The organism is Rhizobium sp. A37_96 (genome assembly GCF_053521765.1).
In genome coordinates this window covers 487841-506436 of the sequence record NZ_JBNWDS010000002.1, presented here as the reverse complement: position 1 = coordinate 506436, position 18596 = coordinate 487841, and the positions used below count along the sequence as shown (strand labels likewise).

At 61.4% G+C, this 18596-nt stretch carries 19 protein-coding genes; 6 read left to right on the top strand and 13 right to left on the bottom strand.

The window, feature by feature from the left end; all coding sequences use genetic code 11:
- Window positions 1–61 precede the first annotated feature (61 nt).
- The 4 genes from fliN (at window position 62) to ACQZ6J_RS08895 (ending at window position 3304) form a co-directional block, all read left to right on the top strand.
- Complete coding sequence (fliN, locus tag ACQZ6J_RS08910) at window positions 62–592, top strand: flagellar motor switch protein FliN (protein ID WP_163984709.1); 531 nt, start codon at window positions 62–64, stop codon at window positions 590–592.
- A 49-nt stretch (window positions 593–641) separates the two neighbouring features.
- Window positions 642–1685, top strand: coding sequence for a flagellar motor switch protein FliG (fliG, locus tag ACQZ6J_RS08905; protein WP_163984710.1), 1044 nt, complete (start codon window positions 642–644; stop codon window positions 1683–1685).
- A gap of 93 nt (window positions 1686–1778) precedes the next feature.
- Window positions 1779–2858, top strand: a complete 1080-nt coding sequence (gene flhB, locus ACQZ6J_RS08900; RefSeq protein WP_163984711.1) for a flagellar biosynthesis protein FlhB — start codon at window positions 1779–1781, stop codon at window positions 2856–2858.
- A gap of 5 nt (window positions 2859–2863) precedes the next feature.
- Window positions 2864–3304: a hypothetical protein gene (locus ACQZ6J_RS08895; protein WP_163984712.1), complete on the top strand. Its 441-nt coding sequence runs from the start codon at window positions 2864–2866 to the stop codon at window positions 3302–3304.
- 140 nt (window positions 3305–3444) lie between these two features.
- Here the strand turns inward: ACQZ6J_RS08895 and visR are convergent, their stop codons facing one another.
- From visR to ACQZ6J_RS08830, 13 genes are all read right to left on the bottom strand, one after another.
- Window positions 3445–4191 (bottom strand): transcriptional regulator VisR, encoded by a 747-nt coding sequence (gene visR / locus ACQZ6J_RS08890; RefSeq protein ID WP_163984713.1) that lies wholly within the window; start codon window positions 4189–4191, stop codon window positions 3445–3447.
- Between the two features lie 11 nt (window positions 4192–4202).
- Complete coding sequence (visN, locus tag ACQZ6J_RS08885) at window positions 4203–4940, bottom strand: transcriptional regulator VisN (protein ID WP_449083453.1); 738 nt, start codon at window positions 4938–4940, stop codon at window positions 4203–4205.
- A gap of 518 nt (window positions 4941–5458) precedes the next feature.
- A complete protein-coding gene (fliF, locus tag ACQZ6J_RS08880) occupies window positions 5459–7135 on the bottom strand; it encodes a flagellar basal-body MS-ring/collar protein FliF (RefSeq protein ID WP_163984715.1) in 1677 nt (558 codons plus the stop codon).
- 165 nt (window positions 7136–7300) lie between these two features.
- Window positions 7301–7690 (bottom strand): chemotaxis protein CheT, encoded by a 390-nt coding sequence (gene cheT, locus ACQZ6J_RS08875; protein WP_163984716.1) that lies wholly within the window; start codon window positions 7688–7690, stop codon window positions 7301–7303.
- A 16-nt stretch (window positions 7691–7706) separates the two neighbouring features.
- Window positions 7707–8261, bottom strand: a complete 555-nt coding sequence (gene cheD / locus ACQZ6J_RS08870; protein ID WP_163984717.1) for a chemoreceptor glutamine deamidase CheD — start codon at window positions 8259–8261, stop codon at window positions 7707–7709.
- Window positions 8258–8647, bottom strand: coding sequence for a response regulator (locus tag ACQZ6J_RS08865; RefSeq protein WP_004128537.1), 390 nt, complete (start codon window positions 8645–8647; stop codon window positions 8258–8260). The genes cheD and ACQZ6J_RS08865 overlap by 4 nt, the downstream gene beginning before the upstream one ends.
- Window positions 8647–9690, bottom strand: coding sequence for a protein-glutamate O-methylesterase CheB (gene cheB / locus ACQZ6J_RS08860; protein WP_163984718.1), 1044 nt, complete (start codon window positions 9688–9690; stop codon window positions 8647–8649). The genes ACQZ6J_RS08865 and cheB overlap by 1 nt, the downstream gene beginning before the upstream one ends.
- Window positions 9687–10595, bottom strand: a complete 909-nt coding sequence (locus ACQZ6J_RS08855) for a protein-glutamate O-methyltransferase (RefSeq protein ID WP_163984719.1) — start codon at window positions 10593–10595, stop codon at window positions 9687–9689. The genes cheB and ACQZ6J_RS08855 overlap by 4 nt, the downstream gene beginning before the upstream one ends.
- Window positions 10592–11059, bottom strand: a complete 468-nt coding sequence (locus ACQZ6J_RS08850; protein ID WP_163984720.1) for a chemotaxis protein CheW — start codon at window positions 11057–11059, stop codon at window positions 10592–10594. The genes ACQZ6J_RS08855 and ACQZ6J_RS08850 overlap by 4 nt, the downstream gene beginning before the upstream one ends.
- A 4-nt stretch (window positions 11060–11063) precedes the next feature.
- A complete protein-coding gene (locus tag ACQZ6J_RS08845) occupies window positions 11064–13340 on the bottom strand; it encodes a chemotaxis protein CheA (RefSeq protein ID WP_449083448.1) in 2277 nt (758 codons plus the stop codon).
- Window positions 13341–13356: 16 nt separating this feature from the next.
- On the bottom strand, window positions 13357–13722 hold the full coding sequence (gene cheY1, locus ACQZ6J_RS08840) for a chemotaxis response regulator CheY1 (RefSeq protein ID WP_004128526.1): 366 nt from the start codon (window positions 13720–13722) through the stop codon (window positions 13357–13359).
- Window positions 13719–14015, bottom strand: coding sequence for an STAS domain-containing protein (locus ACQZ6J_RS08835; protein WP_163984722.1), 297 nt, complete (start codon window positions 14013–14015; stop codon window positions 13719–13721). The genes cheY1 and ACQZ6J_RS08835 overlap by 4 nt, the downstream gene beginning before the upstream one ends.
- 62 nt (window positions 14016–14077) lie before the next feature.
- Complete coding sequence (locus ACQZ6J_RS08830; RefSeq protein ID WP_449083445.1) at window positions 14078–15724, bottom strand: methyl-accepting chemotaxis protein; 1647 nt, start codon at window positions 15722–15724, stop codon at window positions 14078–14080.
- Between the two features lie 721 nt (window positions 15725–16445).
- On the opposite strand from ACQZ6J_RS08830, the gene ACQZ6J_RS08825 reads away from it, so the two are divergent.
- Both ACQZ6J_RS08825 and ACQZ6J_RS08820 read left to right on the top strand, forming a co-directional pair.
- Window positions 16446–17972, top strand: coding sequence for an ArnT family glycosyltransferase (locus ACQZ6J_RS08825; RefSeq protein WP_449083443.1), 1527 nt, complete (start codon window positions 16446–16448; stop codon window positions 17970–17972).
- Window positions 17973–18112: 140 nt separating this feature from the next.
- A complete protein-coding gene (locus tag ACQZ6J_RS08820) occupies window positions 18113–18535 on the top strand; it encodes a hypothetical protein (protein ID WP_449083441.1) in 423 nt (140 codons plus the stop codon).
- The last annotated feature ends 61 nt before the right edge of the window (window positions 18536–18596 follow it).

Here is an 18596-nt window from a genome sequence, read left to right as displayed (position 1 = left end):
AGCCGGCGGGTGAGCGCACCCACGGCAGCTTGAGGCAAGTTTCAACTGGAATAGTGATTTCATGGCTACGAAGACGACACAGCAAAGCAGCGACGAATCGCTGGACATTTCAAGCAGCGACGCCGCATTGGACGAAGCCATCGACGGGCTGCGCGGCGTCCTGAAGAAGGATAGCGACGGCGGTCTGCCGGAGTTCGAAGCTGATGGATTCGGCGCGGAAGCGGGCACTGGCCTGTCTACCTTTGGCGATTTCGGCGACGACAATGCCGGCCCGGCCTTCGACGGCGGCGATTTCGGCGACGTTTCGGCGGCGCCCGCGGCTCCCGGCAGCGCGCTGACCGCCAATCTCGACCTGATCATGGATATCCCGATCGACGTCCAGATCATGCTCGGCAGCAGTCGCATGCAGGTCTCCGGCCTGATGAACCTGACCGAGGGCGCGATCATCGCGCTCGACAAGAAGATCGGCGAACCCGTCGAGATTACCGTGAACGGCCGCAAGATCGGCCGGGGCGAGATTACCGTTCTGGAACATGACGACACCAGATTCGGCATCAAGCTCACTGAAATCTACAACACGAAGAAAAGCTGAACCGGCTCATGAAGAGCCCACTCCCCCTTGCGGGATGGAGACGAAGACCATGATGGACTTTGACGATTTCAGCGGCGCGATTGCCGAGAAACCGTTGACTCAGACTGAAAAAGCAGCCGCCGTCCTTCTCGCCATGGGAAAACAGGTCGCAGGACGGCTGCTGAAGTATTTTACGCAGAACGAGTTGCAGATGATCATTGCCTCGGCCCAATCGCTGAGGCTCATTCCGCCGGACGAACTGGCGCAACTCGTGGCGGAGTTCGAGGATCTCTTCACCGAGGGCGCCGGTCTCATGGACAACGCCAAGGCCATCGAGAGCATTCTCGAGGAAGGCCTGACGCCCGATGAGGTCGACAGCCTGCTCGGTCGCCGCACCGCCTTCCAGGCCTACGAGACGTCCATATGGGACCGTCTGGGCGAAGCCGATCCGGTCTTCGTCGCCAAGTTCTTCCTGCGCGAACATCCGCAAACCCTCGCCTACGTGCTCTCCATGATGCCTTCGGCCTTCGGCGCGAAGATCCTGCTGCAGCTCCCCGAAGCGCAGCGCGCCGACATCATGAACCGGACCGTCAACATCAAGGACGTCAGCCCCAAGGCAGCACAGATCATCGAGAACCGCGTGCTGGGACTGATGGCGGAGATCGACGCCGAACGCAACGCTTCCGGCTCGACGAAGGTCGCCGACCTGATGAACGAGCTCGACAAGCCGCAGGTCGATACCCTGCTGAGCTCGCTCGAATCGCTCAACAAGGAATCGGTCGAGAAGGTTCGCCCGAAGATCTTCCTCTTCGACGATCTCACGCGCATGCCGCAGCCGAGCCGCGTTCTGCTGCTCAACGACATCGCCGCCGACATCCTCACGATGGCGCTCCGCGGTTCGAGCAACGAAATCCGCGAGGTCGTGCTTTCCTCGATCAGCCCGCGCCAGCGCCGCATGATCGAATCCGATCTGCAGATGGGCAATACCGGCATCAATCCGCGCGAAATCGCCATCGCCCGGCGCGCTATCGCCCAGGAAGCGATCCGGCTTGCCAATTCCGGTCAGATCGAGCTCAAGGCCAAGGAAAACACGCCTGTGGAAGAAGCGGCGTAAACTCGCCGCGACTCAGCTAAAACGTCATAGACTGACAAGCGACGGGCCGCGCACGATGCGCGGCCTCTTTCCGTTTCGCAAAGGGCGGCTGCTTTGGCTGACGAAGACAAGGACAGTAAAACAGAAAAACCGACGGAGAAAAAACTCCGCGATACGATCGACAAGGGCAACGTCCCTCACTCCAGGGAAGCAACCCTCTTTGCCTCCATGCTGGCAACGGTCATCTACGTCACTTTCTTCCTGCCGACGCGAATCGGCCGCATGGGCGAAGTTCTGCGCGATCTCTTCGAAAAGCCGGATCAATGGCAGCTCGAGACCGGCCCGGACGCCATAGCGCTGTTTACGCGTATCGGCTGGGAGGTCGGCAACCTGATACTGCCGGCCGTGGTGCTCTTCTTCGTCTTCGGCATCGGCTCCTCGATGTTCCAGAACCTGCCAACGCCCGTTCTGGAGCGAATCAGGCCGCAGTTTTCGCGCATATCGCCGATGTCGGGCTTCAAGCGCATCTTCAGCGCGACCGGCATGGTGGAATTCGGCAAATCGCTCGCAAAAATCCTGCTCGTCGGCATCATCATGTTTTTCGTGCTGCGCAGCCAGTTCTTCCACGCGATCGATTCCATGGTGTCCGATCCGCAAACCATCTTCGTGCGCCTTTCGACGATCATCCAGCGCATCCTGATCATCGTGCTGATGGCGGCGGCCGTGGTCGGCATTGCCGACCTGCTGTGGAGCAGGCACCACTGGTTCGACCAGTTGAAGATGACCAAGCAGGAAATCAAGGACGAACACAAGCAGTCGCAGGGCGACCCGATCGTCAAATCGCGCCAGCGCTCGATCGCACGCGATCGCGCGCGCCGCCGCATGATGAAGCAGGTGCCGCGCGCCACGCTCGTCATCGCCAACCCGACTCACTTTGCCGTGGCGCTGCGCTATGTGCGCGAGGAAAACGACGCGCCGGTGGTCGTCGCCAAGGGCCAGGACCTGATTGCCTTGAAGATCAGGGAGATAGCCGAGGCCAACAATATTCCCGTTTTCGAAGATCCGCCGCTCGCGCGCTCCATGTTTGCGCAAGTCTCGGTTGATAGCGTCATACCGTCAGTATTTTACAAGGCTGTCGCCGAGCTCATCCATAGGATCTATGCCGGGCAGTCTAATAGAAAACGGGTAAGATAAACCATATGAAAAAATGCCCCTACTCTGCCCAACGTGAACAAATACTAGCCGAAGCCATCAGCCCCGTCGCAAGCGAGCTGCGCCTCCTCGACGCGGCCGACCTGATCTCGCTGCTGCGCTTCGAACGATATGGTAATCTGGCTGACCTCGTCGCCTCGGCGGCCGAGCTCTATTTCCTTCCCGGCACGGTCAATTTCGGACTGGGCGGCGACTATAAGCTTGATTGGGGTGGACCGGCGGAAGTGACGCTCGATCTGGAGATCAAGCCCCGCGGCGTCACCATCTATGCCAAGCTTGCGCTGGCGGAACACTATGCCGGCATCGAGATCAACCACATCGCCTTCGACAAGGCTTCGGGCGATCCGGACGAGAACACGGCCCTGCTCGCACGCAGCCTGCGGGACGCGCGCTACCTTGTCCGCGGCGAAACGGCATACGCAACCTGAACAGATTCCAATTCTGAAAATTCTGAAAGCGTCTTACGTCCGGCTGAAGCGGGACTTAAGACGCTCTTTCCGTTTGCCTCTGCCGCGTTGCGCTGCTCGAGACGCTTTCATCTGCCGCAAATGCCGCGAGTGAGGCAGCGTCAGCTTATGTACCCGAAGCGGATCGCCTTTGCGATTGCCTGGATACGATTGACGCTATCGAGCTTGATCGTCGCCGATCCGAGATAGGCGTTGACGGTATGCACAGACAGACCCAGCTTTTCGGCGATTTCCTCGCTGATTCGCCCGTCGCCGGCAAGCTGCAGGCAGGCGATCTCACGCTCGCTCAACGCTTCGGCCGCCTGTGAGCGGCGTTCGTCCAGCGACAGAAGCTCCATCATGATCTGGCAGCTGCGACCATGGAGCTCGACGATGATATCGCTCGTCAGATCCATGAATTTTGCGGTGAAAACGATATAGCCGTTGCCCACCGCCCCCAGCCGCACGGGAAAGGCCACGCCGGCGAAAGGCACGAGATGCGGTTTCAGGCGCTGCGTGAAGGCGGCAAAGTCCGGCGTTTCGGCCGTGCTGTCGCTGTCGCGTCCATTCCACATGAGCGGAAGAAGCGATTTGTCGATATGCTCGATCAGCGCCTCGCCATAGGCTTCGATGAAGGACTTGCCGACGACGGAATTGGCGGATCCCCAATTGTCGAGTTCGCATACCAGCCGCTGCTTGTGCGGCAGGCCGGAGCCGTGAAGACGATAGACCGCGAAATGCTGCGCATCGATCAGCTTCTGCATCGACACGAGCTTGGGAAAGAGATCGGAGCGGCCAGAAATCCGTCCCGAACGGGTAAGCCGCGATTCGCCGGGCGTATCCGTCGTCCTGTCTGGCTGATATCGCATCCGGTGGGCCTTCAAACGAGATTGTTTCGCACCGCGAAGGCGATCGCCTCCGAGCGGGTCTTGGTGGCGGTCTTGCGCATGACGCTGGTGATGTAGTTGTTGATGGTGTTGCGCGAGATCCCGAGAATCATGGCGATCTCATCGCTCGTCTTGCCTTCGGCGATCCAGAACAGGCATTCCAGTTCGCGCTCGGTCAGATCGAAATCGCGCTCCAACCTGCCTTCGAAGCAGCGCGTCGAACTGGCGAGATAGCCGGACAGAAGGCCGACGTCCCGCAGCCGCTCGGGCGAGAGCGTCACCGATTCGCGCGCCAGCAGCAGCAAGGAAAAGCGTGTACGACCGACGTTGAAGCTCAGGATGTGATACTGCCGGCCAACACCGTCGGGCAGAGCGATATCGTCGGGCAAGGCCGCCACGCTCGGCTGGAATAGCGCCATGCATCTCTCCAGCTCGCCGATACGGCCGTAGCCGCTGATCAGCTCCGTCGCCAGGCGCCTGACGAGGTCGAAAGGCCAATCCGAGGAAATCACGAAGTCGAGGCCGCTTTCCTGGACGAGATCGGACCGCACGAGAAGATAGTGGGAGGCGCCGGCATAGCTCGCCAGCGCATGCAGGCCGTCTTGCAAATAGGATGGGCCCGAGACCGCATTCAGCTGCAGAATAAGCTGCTCGCGTGACATGGCTCCCGTGGACGCGATCGGCCGCGCATCCCTATCGCCCTTGCTCACCTGCGATATCTGCATGTCCATACTTGCATTTCCTGCCGCTGTTGGACGATCATTCGTCAACGAGAGCATTGTTCCATCAGAACCCGACACGCCGCCTCGGAAACCGACGGGTTTCCCGATGAGGCATCAAGCCGGATCTTTATACCGCGACACAAACACATCCCGGCGGAGGCGGGCGGACGAGCGTACCCATCCTTAAATTCCATATCGACAACCGTGCTGGCACATGCGGCCACGGACACAATCATCGAACTGATTTCTCCGCGCTCCGGAATCTGCGAACTCGTTAGACATGAGAAACGCGGAAAACGCAGGCCGATTCGCTTCGACTAAACGGCTTTACGCAATGGGCATACCATTAGTAAGTCGATTCTTTCTGCCCAGCAATTAGTTATCCCGTGAAATTCCAGCTTACGAGAACGTCAATTTTCCCGGCAGCGACTAATTGATCACACGTTAAGTCGACAACTTCGCCAAGAAACCGACATGCCACCATGTCGAGAACGAATAAGGACCGGGAGGATATCCCGGTCCTTGTCTCAGGCTGCCTGGTCGACGGCCCATTTTCTGAGGATCTTGGCGGCGCGCTCTTCGCTGATTTCCACCATGCGCGAGAGACGACGCTCCGGCCCTTCCTTGACGCGGCGGTTGAAGGTGCCGCCATCGTCGCCCATCGTCAGCAGGTCGTCGGTGCTGTCGAAGCCGAAGTCCGAGCCGAAGCCGTCCATCAGGGCCGCCCCCGGGCCGCCGACGGCCGGTGCGAAGTCGGGCAGTTCCAGGCCCGCCGCTTCCGGCAGCTCCGTGCTGTTGGCCGAGCCGCCGAGCGAGCGGATCAGCGGACGGAAGCCCATCCAGACGATCAGGAAGGCGACCGCGACGAAGGCCAGCGAGTTGATGATGCCGGCCATGTTGCGGCTCAGCATGTCGGTGATGCTGAAGCTGGAAGACGTATCCTCGAGCAGCTGGTTGTCGAGGAAATCCATGGCATTGACGGTGACGGCGTCGCCACGGGCCGGATCGACGCCCGCGGCGGTCGCGACGATCTTCTGCATCTCCGCAATATAGGCGTCGATCTTCGCCTGGTCGGCGCCCTGGCCGACCATCTGGGCGATGCGGCCCTTGTTGACCACCACGGCGATGGACAGCTTTTCGATCTTGTAGCTGCTGCGCGTTGTGGCCGTCGTCTTGCTGTTGATTTCGTAGTTGGTCTGCTCTTCGCGCTTGTCGGACTGATCGTTCGACGTCGGCGTATTGCCGCCGGACTGCGGAGCCGCCTGCGGGATGTTCTGCTCCACGGTCGCGGCACTATCGGGCTGGCTCTGCTGCGACTTTTGCGCCTCCTTCACCGTGCGGACGGAGCGCTCGACCTTCGAATCCGGATCGAAGGTGGTTTCCTGCACCTGCTGGCTATCGGTATTCAGCTGCGCCGTGACACTGGAGCGGAAATTGTCCATGCCGAGGAAGGGCGCGAGGGCCTTGTTGATGTTGGATTCGACTTCGCTCTGGACGTTCTGCACGATGCCGAGATTGCGGCTCATGGCGCCGTTGCTCGGATCGTCGCCGGATGCAAGCAGCTGACCCGTGGAGTCGAGGATCGTCACGTCGTCGACCTCGAGGCCGGGGACCGCGGAGGCGACGAGGTGACGAATGGCCGGAGCCGACTTGCGGGCCGCTTCCGCGCTCGCACGGATCATGACGGATGCCGTGGGCTTCTGGTCCGCCTTCCGGAAATTGCCGACGTCCTGCATGACGATATGGACACGCGCGGCACTGATACCGGCGATCGAGGTAATGGTACGGCTGATTTCGCCCTCAAGGGCGCGGACGCGGGTGACTTCCTGCATGAAGGAGGTCAAACCGAGAGAGCCGACATTGTCGAACAGTTCGTAACCGGCATTGCCGCTATTGGGCAGGCCACGTTCGGCAAGCAGAGCGCGGGCCTTGCCGGTCATGCCCGCCGGAACCGTCAGGCTGGTGCCATCCGAGCCAACCTGGAAATTGATCTTTGCTTCTGCGAGCGCGATGCTGATCTGGTTGAGATCGGTCGCATCCAGGCCGACATAAAGCGTCTCCTGTGAAGGCTTATTGACGTAGAGGGCTGCAAAAAGGATCAGCATCATGGAGACTATGCCGACGCCGCCGAGGATCAGCAGCCGCGTTCTCCCGAGATTCTGAATGTTCCGAAGCAGAGGAACTAATTGATTTAACAGATTCATTCTGTTCTCGCACGATTCGTCAAAGACCTGATGGCTTTGTACTCTGCGCCGAAAATAGAAATCGAAACTTGTGCGAGCGTTTCGTCCGGCCGGGAAAGGCAGGAAAAAGCCGGGAGAAACGAAGAATTTTATCTAGGAAAAACAGTATCCGTCGCGGACACCCGATCAGAAGAAATCGAAGTCGCCGGCCGCCTTCGCCATGGGCTGCGAATGCGCATGGAAACTGCCGCCGCCAAGCGCCCTTTGCATCTCCGTCAGCTTGACCAGGCTCAGCGCCGTCGCCAGATCGACGGTCCAGCCCTCCGGCATGGTTCCGGCGATGGTGTCGATGAATTCGGCGATGCCCCGCGTCTTCTGAACCGCGAGATCGATGCCCTGGACGACCTTCATCGCCTCGGGCGAAGCCATCATGTTGGGGCCGTTGATATCAAGCAGCTGCGGCTCAATGCGTTCGATCAGGTAGGCGACGTCATGCAGTTCCGAAACGATGCGCAAGAGGATGGCCGGAAGCGTCTCCTCCATGGAAGCCGTTTCAACGCGCTGGAAGGGGGTCATGCGGTAGCCTCGCTGATCAGAAGAATTCGATCGTGTTGTCGACCGGCTTGGGAGCCACGACCGGACGCTGCTCCAGCGCGACGGTCTTCTGCGTCTCCGCGCCGGTGAGCGGGTATTGCCTGGCCCTTCCGGAGATCGGCCAATATTCGACTTTGCGCCCATGCTCGCCGCCCGTGCTGGAGCCGACGACCGGTATGCCTTCGTCCTTCAGGAACTGCATGGCGAACACCGCATTCTGCTCGCCGACATTGGAGAAGGTTGCAATCGTCTTGGCGCCGCCGAAGACTTTCGCCTCCAGCCGGTCGCGCCTTGCGCCCTTTTTCAAAAGGCCGTTGATCAGAAGTTCCATCAGGTGCACGCCGTAACGCGTCGCATCGCCACCGCTCATCGGCGAGTTCGCCATTCCCGGGAGGAGGAAATGGTTCATCCCGCCGACGCCGGCGATGGGATCACGCAAACAAGCCGCCACGCAGGAGCCGAGAATGGTCGTCAGCACCACTTCGGGGTCGCTGATGACCTTGTACTCGCCCTGAATGATATGCACGCGACGGGCCGCACCCTCGACGATCATTTTAATGCTCCGAACACTGCCTCGATGGCAGCTTTCATCTTCTCGATGGTGAAGGGCTTGGCGAGCACGTTGTTAGCGCCGAGCTGCGCCGCCTTCTGGACCAGCGCGCGGTCGCCCTGCGCCGTCAGGATGATGAAGGCGGCCTTCTTCGTCGTCGGATTGGTACGGACCGCCTGCAGCAGGCCGAGCCCGTCCATCTTCGGCATGTTGAAATCGGAGATGACCAGATGATGGGGCTGCTGCTCCATGATCTTCATCCCCTGCTCGCCGTCGCCGGCAGCCGTGATCTGCTTGAAGCCGAGCTGCGTCAGCGCGTCACTCAACAGAAGGCGGCTGGTGACCTGATCGTCCACGATCAGAACTTTGATTTTCTCCGCTAGAGACATTATTCGCTCCCTTCCTTTCGGGCGGCTGTTATCTTCAGAATTTCCTCGCCAATGGCGTTCAGCGGAAACTGATGTTCGACGGCGCCAAGCTCGTGGGCGACCCTCGGCATTCCGTAGACCACGCAGGTCTTTTCGTTCTGGCCGATGGTGCGCGCACCGGCGTGGCGCATCTTGAGGAGACCGGCGGCGCCGTCGCGCCCCATACCGGTCAGGATCACGCCGACGGCATTGCGGCCTGCCAGTTCGGCAACCGAATCAAAGAGCACGTCGACGGAAGGGCGATGGCCGTTCACCGGCGCGCCGTCTACCAGACGGCAATGCGGCGCGGAGGCATTGGCAACCCGCAGGTGCCGTTCGCCGCCTGGCGCCAGATAGATCTTGCCGATTTCCAGCCGTGCGCCATCGGTCGCCTCCTGGACGACCGGCGCGCAAAGGCGGTTCAGCCGCTCGGCGAAGCTGCGGGTGAAGGTCGGCGGCATATGCTGCGTGATGACGGTCGGCGGGCAGTTGGCCGGAAATTTCTGCAAGACATTGATCAGCGCTTCGACGCCGCCGGTGGACGAACCGATGGCGACGATCTTGCGGCCGACACGGAAATCGGCAACGGCCGGCGGCGGCACACGCTCGGCGGCCGGCTTTACATATTGCCGCTGCGAGCGGGCTGCCGCCTTCACCTTCTCGGCCAGGTCGCCGAAAGGATGCGGTTCGCCCGGCGAGGGCTTTCCGACGCAATCGAATGCCCCGATCTCAAGGGCCGCGAGTGTCGCATCGGCGCCGCGATGCGTCATCGTGGATACCATGATGACCGGCATGGGCCTGAGCGTCATGATCTTTTCGAGAAAATCGAGGCCGTTCATGTTCGGCATCTCGATATCGAGGGTGACGACATCGGGGTTGAGCGCCTTGATGGCGGCACGCGCCTCGAGCGCATCGCCGGCCTGACCGACGACGTCGACCTCGGGATCGGCGCGCAACACGGCGGTAATCAGGCCGCGCATGGTCGGGGAATCATCGACCACGAGAACACGGGCGGCGGCGCTCATGCTTTCCTCCCCGCGTTCTTGCCGAGATAGCGATAGGTGGTGATGCCGATATTGTCGAAAAGATGCTTCGCGTCGCCTGCAACCCGCTCGGAATGGCCGATATAGAGGTGGCCGCCCTCTTGCAGCTGGCTGGCAAAGCGCGTCCAGATCTTCATCTGCGTCGGCTCGTCGAAATAGATGACGACGTTGCGGCAGAAGATGACGTCGAACACGCCCTTGAAGGGCCATTGCCCCAGCAAGTTCAGCTCGTTGAAGGTGATGAGCCGCTTGACGCGGTCGTCGATCTGGAATTTGCGCCGGCCCTGAACGGTGACGTCCTGGAACCATTGCTTGCGCATGGCGGGAGAAATCGTTTCAAGCGACGTTTCGTCATAGGCGCCCGCCCGAGCAAGCCCCAGGATCTTGGGATCGATATCCGTCGCCAGGATCCTGAAATCGAAGTCTGCGATGTTGGGCATCATCGCCAGCACCGTCAGCGCTATCGAATAGGGCTCTTGCCCGTCGGAGCAGGCAGCCGACCAGATGCGCACCCGGCCGCCGGCCTTGGCGCGTGCCAGCAGGCCCGGCAGAACCTCATCGCGCAGATGGTCGAAATGGTGGTTTTCGCGGAAGAAGCGCGTGAAATTGGTCGTCAGATGCGACAGCATCTCGCGACGCGCGGCGCTCCCCGCCGGCGAAGAAACCAGCAGGCAGTAATCACGGAAACCGGCGAGGCCTAACGCACGGATATGCTTCGACAGCCTGGAGTAGACGAGCGATGCCTTGCTCTCGTTAAGCGAAATGCCCGCATCCGAGTAAATCATGGCGGCGATTTCGGAGAGGTCGCGCCGGGTCAGCGGATACTCGCCGCTCGCCAGCACCTCGTCCGGAGACGCCTTGAAATCCATTGCTCCCATCACACTCATGCGGCCTCGCTTTCACTTTCAGGGAACATGGCTTCCAGTTCGATCAGGCAGATCATGCGGCGATCAATCGCCACGATGCCGCGCGCAAACTGCCGCTCGTGATCGGAGGAGACCTCCGGCGTCGGCTGGATGCTGTCGTCGGTGATCGTCAATATGTCCGAAACCGCATCGACAAGCAGGCCGACCGTCTTGCGCTTGACCTGTGCGACGATGATGACATGCCGCTGCGTCGGCTCCGACCGCTTCATGCCGAGACGGGCGGAGAGATCGACGATCGGCAGCACGGCTCCACGCAGGTTGATGACACCGAGCACATAGGCCGGCGCATGCGGCATGGCCGTTGCCTGCGTCCAGCCGCGAATTTCGCGGACCGACATGATGTTGACGCAGAACTCCTGATCACCGATCCGGAAAGCGATGAGCTCACGGACGCCCTGGGTCAGGTTCTTGACGGCATAGGACATAAACTCACCCCACCGCTGCGTAAGATATTTCAGCCTTCATCGACTGGCCGCGCGAAGCGCCGACCACCGCGTCGACATCCAGGATCAAAGCGACGCGACCATCGCCGAGAATGGTTGCCGCCGCGATGCCGGGCACATGCGTATAGTTTGCCTCGAGGCTCTTGATGACGACCTGACGCTGGCCCTGGATGGCATCGACCATGAGCGCGCGCTGACCGCCGCCCTCGGATTCCACCAGCAGCGCGACGCCTTCGACCGGATTGGCCTGCGTGGCGCGGAAGTTCAGGATGCGGCCGACATCGACCAGCGGGCAGAAGCTGTTGCGGATCGAGATCAGGCGATGGTTCGCGCCGAAGGAATGGATGGCGGACGCCTCCGGCTGCAGCGTTTCGACGATTGCCGTCAGCGGCACGACCAGGGTCTGGCCGGCAACCGTCACCACCATGCCGTCGAGGACGGCGAGCGTCAGCGGCAGGCTCATCGTGAAGACAGAGCCCTGCCCCGGCTTGGAGGTGATGTTGATGCGGCCGCCGAGCGCCTGGATCGAGCGCTTGACCACGTCCATGCCGACGCCGCGGCCGGAAATGTCGGAAATCTTGTCGGCGGTCGAGAAGCCCGGCAGGAAGATCAGGTTGTCGATTTCCTCATCCGAAAGGTTGGCGTCCGCGGCGATCAGATCGTTGTCGATGGCCTTCTGGCGCACCCTCTCCCGGTTGATGCCGGCGCCATCGTCGGCAAGCTCGATCAGGATGCGGCCCGAACGGTGCTTTGCCGTCAGGCGAACGGTGCCTTCCGGATTCTTGCCGAGCGTCGTGCGCTTTTCCGGGCTTTCGATGCCGTGGTCGACGGCATTGCGGATCATGTGCGTCAGCGGTTCGGCGAGCTTGTCGATAACGGTCTTGTCGACCTCGGTGTTCTCGCCCTCGGTGATCAGGCGGATCGACTTGCCGGTCATGTCGGCGATTTCGCGGACGATGCGCGACATGCGCTGGAAGACAGGCTTCACCGGCTGGGCGCGGATCGCCATGACGCTGTCCTGGATTTCGCGGGTGAGCTGCTGCAGCTCCTCGAGACCCATGTTGATCGACGATGTGCCGTTGTTGTCGTTCTCGATGACGCTCTGGGAGAGCATCGCCTGGTTGATGACGAGCTCACCCACGAGGTTGATCAGGCGATCGACGCGGTCGAGGTCGACGCGGATGGTCTGACCGACGCCGGCGGCGGCATTGTTCTGCGCGACGGCCGCGTTGGAAGCGGCGGCGGCTGCCATGGCAGCCTCCTTCTTCTCGACGCGGGCGGCGGCGGCGGCAAGCTGAGTGACGTTGCTGGCGGTTTCCGCAGCGGCGATGGCAGCGGCGGCATCGTTCTTCGGCGCGGGCGCCTCCTCGATGATTTCCGCAGCCGGGACGGCGCCGTCGTCGAGGATCGAAAGATCGAAGGGTACGGGCACCATCGGCAATTCTTCGCGACCCGTACCGGCCTCGCTTTCAGTCTGCCTGATATCGAGGTCGCAATCCCATTCGGCAAATTCGAAGACGGTGCGAATGGCGTCTTCGCCCTTGTCCGTCTTGATCGAGATCGCCCATTTGAAATAGGCACCTTCCGGATCGAGGTCGGGTAGACCCGGCAAGGCATCCATGTCGCAAAAGATGCTCATTTCGCCATGCCGCGCGAGATCGCGCAGCAGCAGCGTCGCATCGTTGCCCTTGGCATAGAGATCGGAGCGCGGCTTGAAGCTGACTTCATATTCCGGCATGCCGTCGCCGGCCGGCTCATCGCCACCGAAATCGTCGTCGAAGCTGAAGGGGATCGGCTGGAAGCCGCTGTCGTCCGTCGGTGCCGGCGCTGCGGGCTTGGGAGCAGCCTCAACGGCAACGGCGGCCGACGGCGCGGGCAGATCGCCATTTGCCAGCGCTTCCAGTTCCTTGACCAGGCCGCGGCTGCGCGCCTGATCGACGCTGCCGCTGTCACGCGCGGCATTGGTCAGGTCGGCCAGAACGTCGGCGGCCTTGAGCATGACCTTCAGGACATCCTGGGTCGGCTCCAGCTTGTTGGATCGAACGCAATCAAGCGTGGTCTCGAAGACGTGCGCGAATGCGACCAGGTCGTCCAGACCGAAGGCACCAGCCCCACCCTTGATGGAATGAACGGCGCGGAATACGGCATTGACGGTTTCCGGATCACGGTCGCCATCATTCATTTTCAGGAGACCGGATTCCAGTTCGGCGAGCTGCTCTTCGCACTCCTGGAAGAAAATCTCTTTGATTTCGTTCATATCCATGAGGGGTGGATCCTGTTTAGGCGGTTACGCGCTCGATGGCATCGATAAGCTTGGCGGGATCGAACGGCTTGACGATCCAGCCGGTCGCGCCGGCCTGGCGGGCGCGGTTCTTTTTTTCCGCATCGCTTTCGGTCGTCAGCACGAGGATCGGCACCGCACGATACCGATCGTTGCGGCGAACGCCCTCGATGAAGCCGAAGCCGTCAAGACGCGGCATGTTGATATCCGTGACGATGACGTCGGGATTGGCCTCTTCCAGAATTTCCAGGCCCTCGACGCCGTCTTCGGCCTGGATGGTCTCGAAACCCGCATTGTTGAGGGTGACGAGAAGCATGTTTCGAATGGTCCGTGAATCATCCACGGTCAGCACTTTTTTCTTCATTGACGGATCTCCTTGGCAAGCAGATGGGAGATATCCACCCCGATCACCTGCATCGTTTTTTGAAATGCATCCGACACCTTGGAAAAGGTGAAGGACAGCTTGTCCTCATCCCAGGTCTTGGCGGCGGCCATGATGACCTGCACGCACAAGGTCCCGATCCTTTCGACACCGGACGCATCGATCGCGACATTGCTGCCGCGCAGCCCTATCAACGTTCCGCGAAGGGCCGAGGCCTCGTTGAGGTCCAGCACCGCGGCCAGACTGATTGTCTTTTCGCCTTTCTTGCTCGCCATCGCTTCATTCCTTGTTGGCTGAAATCGGGCCGACCGGCCCGCATGTACTTGAAACTGAAAGATCAATAGGCATTTCGCTCGCCTCCCGTCGCGGTCCGGCGAAGCGGAAAGCCGAAATCGGCCATCTCGTCCTCGTCCCGCGCGATGCTGAACTCGTCGCGTGCAGGCAGCTGGCGCTGCTGTGCGGCTTTGACCGGCGCAGGGGGCGCCGCATGGCGGCGCTCGCGCTCGATACGAAACTCGCGGATGGTCCGGCCGAGCTCGACGACAACGGTATGGAGATGATCGGCGCCTTCCTGCGAGCGGCTCGCCTGGCTCTCGTCGGCCGCCGCGCGCGCGCTGTAGCCGCCGATATCGGTCGTGAGCGCGTTGAGGCCCGCAACCTGTTCATCGCTGGCGGCGGCGATCCCGGAGATGGCTTCGTTGATATCGGTCACCTGACGAACGATGCTGCCGATCGCATCCTGTGTACGGCCGACCATCTGAACGCCGGCATCCACCTGCGCCTTGGTCCCCGTCACCAGAACCTTGATCTCGCGCGCGGCGTCGGCGGAACGCTGCGCAAGCGCCCGAACTTCCTGCGCGACGACGGCAAAGCCACGACCGCTGTCGCCCGCGCGGGCCGCCTCGATGCCTGCGTTGAGGGCAAGAAGATTGGTCTGGAAGGCAATCTCGTCGATGACACCGATGATCTGGCCGATCTTTTCGGCCGAGCTCTCGATATCGGCCATGGCCGATATCGCCTGCCCGACGATGCGGCCGCTGTCTTCCGCCGCCACGCGGGTCGATGCCGTCACGCGCTCGGCCGAGCGCGTATTGGCCGCATTGCCGCGCACCTGCTCGGCAAGCTCGGCAAGGTGTCGCGCGGAGACCGCCAGCGCCCGCGATTGTTCGGCCGAGTTTTCCGCCAGGGATTTCGACGAGCGGGAAATGGCATCGCTGGTCGCCTCGGCCGCCTGCACGCCGCCGGACAGAGCGGAAAATTGCTGCCGGATATCCGCAAGCGCCGTATTCAAGGCTTCCGCGACCTCGGCATAGGCTTCGGGACAATCGGTCGGCATCCGGGTCGTAAGATCGCGATCGGCAAGACCGGTGGCAAGTTCGGCGATGATCGCCGCCGCCTCGGCGCGGTCAGCAGCTCTCTGCTCGCTCAACGCGCGCTGGTGGCTGACCCGCAATTCGTTGAAGCGCAGCGATACCGCAATCTCGACGTCGACCATGACCAGCCGCACGACGGCCGTGACGAGCTCGCTCAACTCACGGGCGCGGCGCTTGCTGCCCGGCAGGATCGGACGACCGCCCATGTCGTCGAGGAGGCCGGAAAGAAGATGCTCCAGCATCACCCCATGGCCGGCCACATGCCAGCGCGGGTCCAGACCCATCTTGCTTTCGCTGTCGGAAAGAACCTTGACGCGCTCCGCATAGAGGCTGTCGAACCGGGCATCCGTCAGCACATCCCAGTGCGAGGACTGCAGATCCTGGAGCCGTTCGAGCTGGCTTTCGCTGGTAAAGTGACGCGCAGCGTCCGGAAGGGTCTGGAAGCGGTGAAAAAGATCGCGCAGGCCGGCTTTCAGATGCGCCTCGAGCATCGGCCGGTTGCGGCGCAGAATGTCGCATTGCCCGGCGTCGAGACCAGCAAAACGCAAGCGGTCGCGAAGGCTGCCTGCCTGCGCCCTGCCTGCCTGATCTGACGGCGTATCCTGCGCCAAAGTCGTCCCCGCCGAACTGCCGCGCGCCCAAGCGCCGGCGAAACCGCTGATAATCCGCACCAAGCGCAATGAAGAAGCGATAAAAGGCACGCATCGCCGCCGATCGACTGATCGAGGCGTTGAAGCTCGCTCGTTCATCAAAGTCTGTTGCGGACCTGTTTGATGAAATGGATACCGGATCTGACCCGGTACGACGGGGCGGCTTCATGCCTGGTGAGAACGAGTCACAATTTTCCCATTCCGACGTTCAAGCTCAATATTTATGGTTAATTCCTTGCCCGAAGGTTAATGACCGACGGCGGCAGGATTCAATCAGTGCAATTCTAAATTAGCTATATGTTATTTACTCATTCCCTTGGCCGGCAAGCGCACGGATCGCAAGTCACGAGCAAGCTTCATGCCTTACTGAACAGGGGATAGACAGCTTCGATGTCGATACGGAGAGAGCAATGATTGTTCTTGGTTTGACCGCCACGCTGATGGCCAGCCTGACGCTCGCGGCCTTCATGCTTTTATGCCGCCTCGAGGAGACGCGCGGCAAGGCCGCTTCCCGCGTCCTCTAGGCGACTTTCAGAAACATCTCGGATTTCAAAAGCGGATCCCTGGTCCTCCGCGACCAGGCCGGCACTGTCCAGGCGGCTTTACAGACGGCCGGGAGCTAGCTTTGGCCGCAATAGTTCCGTATTAAGCCTCACGACCCGGCACCGAGATCCATCCCTTAATGCTCGACACGACCCAATCCCGAACAAATGCCCAGAAACTTTCGCTGGGGTTGGCCCTTGCGATCATCTTCGGAGTGACGCTCTGGCGCGTCCTCATGTTGCTGGTCAACAGCACGGACCTGTTCGTCGACGAGGCGCAATATTGGTTCTGGGGTCAGAATCTGGACTTCGGCTATTATTCCAAGCCGCCGATGATCGCGTGGGTCATCCGCTTCTTCAATGTGATCTCCGGATCGGACTCGACATTCTGGATCCGCGTATCGGCGCCGCTTTTCCACCTTGCCACCGCCCTGATGCTGATGTGCACCACACGGCGGCTGATCGACGATGAGACCGGGCGCGAGATCGCGCCCTGGGTCGGCGTCATCTTCATCACCCTTCCGGCTGCCTCGCTCTCCGCCGTCCTTGTGTCGACCGACACCATCCAGATCCTGTTCGTGACGATCGCGATCTGGGCCTTTATCGGCCTCACCAGGCGCTCCTCGGCTCTTGAGGCGGCGATCCTCGGCGCGAGCCTCGGCATCGCCTTCCTGACGAAATATTCCGTCCTGTTTCTCCTGCCCGGAGTCGGGATCGCCATGCTGACGCTGCGCTCGGCGCGCATCGCCTGGCGGGACGTCGCAATCGCGGCGATCGTCGGCGCCGTCGTCGTTTCGCCCAATCTCTGGTGGAACGTCACCCATCAAGCGGCGACCGTGAGACATACGCAGACCATCGCCCACTGGGGTTCGGGCGGCGGCAATGGCGGGGTGCTGAAGCAGCTGCTCAGCGGGCTCGGCTTCATCGGCGCGCAGTTCGGCGTGGTCGGGCCGGTCGTCTTCTATGCCATGCTGTGGGCGACATGGCGGCTGATCCGCGGCCAGAGCGACGACCGGGAGAAGCTGCTGTTCTGGCTATCCATGCCGGTGGTCATCCTCATCGCGTTGCAGGCCTTCTTTGCCAAAGCCTATGCCAACTGGGCCGTTTCCGCCTATGCCGCAGGCACCATTCTCGCCGTCTGGCTGCTCTATCGCCTGACGAAGAAGGGGCTGACCACCTCGCTGATCATCGGCGCCGTCGTCGCCTTTGTCATTCCGGTGCTGACGGTCTTCGCCCTGGACATCAAGCTGCCGAACGGCGATCTCGTCATGAAGCGTTATGTTGGCCGCAGCATGATAAGCCGGGAAATCGCCGACATCGCCACGACGGCAAAGATGACCGACATCGTTGCTCAGGACCGCGATATCCTCGCCGATCTCTACTACACGCTGAAAGGCGAGCCCTTCCGCATCCATGCCCGCAACTTCGGCGGTTTCCCGAAGAGCTATTACGAGCAGAACTTCTCCCTGCCGGCCGACGTGACCGGCTCCGTCCTGTTCGTCGACAATGCTCCGCTCGATTGTCCCGGCGGTCAGGCCGAGCTTATCAAAAGCTGGTCGCCGCCCTATGGGGACATGAAGGGCGAGACGCTCTATGCCTATCGCGTTCCGGCATCCTGCCTGGCGCCCAGGCCGTCATCCGCCGAAACGGGGACCACGGAAAATTAAGAAATCGCGCCGGAACGGTTGACCGGTTCGCACAAGTGCATCATGACAGGCCGCACTATGAAGGCGCGAGGCGCCCTGATATCATGAACGAACCGCCGGAGTCCGCGCCGGCAAAGGAACAAAGAAGGCATTTCTGACCGTTGAGCCCGCTCGAATTCGGCGTCGCCGCCGACAGCGAAGATAGAGACGACAGGACGAACCGTGCCGGCGCGCGCGTGATCGCCTCGCTGTTCGTCGCGTTTTTCGCCTATATCGGGCTGGCGCTGGGCGGTGGCATCAATCTCGCCACCCGCGCCGATGCGGACGCCCTTTCCTCGGGCAAAGAAACCCAGCCGCTCTATCTTTCCTTGCGGGATCCGGTTCGCGGCATCGTCGTCGCCGATCGGCTGGCGACGCCGAAGGTCACATGGCACGATATAGGGCCTGCAACGCTTGCCGCCCTTCCCTCCCTCGGATATCCGGCCACGCCCTGGCAGCCGAGCCATCCAGGCGATGTCTCGCGGCTCGAATCCCTGACATTCCGCGCCTATTTCGCCCGCGCCCCTCCGAGCGACATCGCCTGAGCGGTCGGCGCGAACGCGCTGCATCTCCGACATGATCTCAAGTCCGCCAGCGGCCAGACCG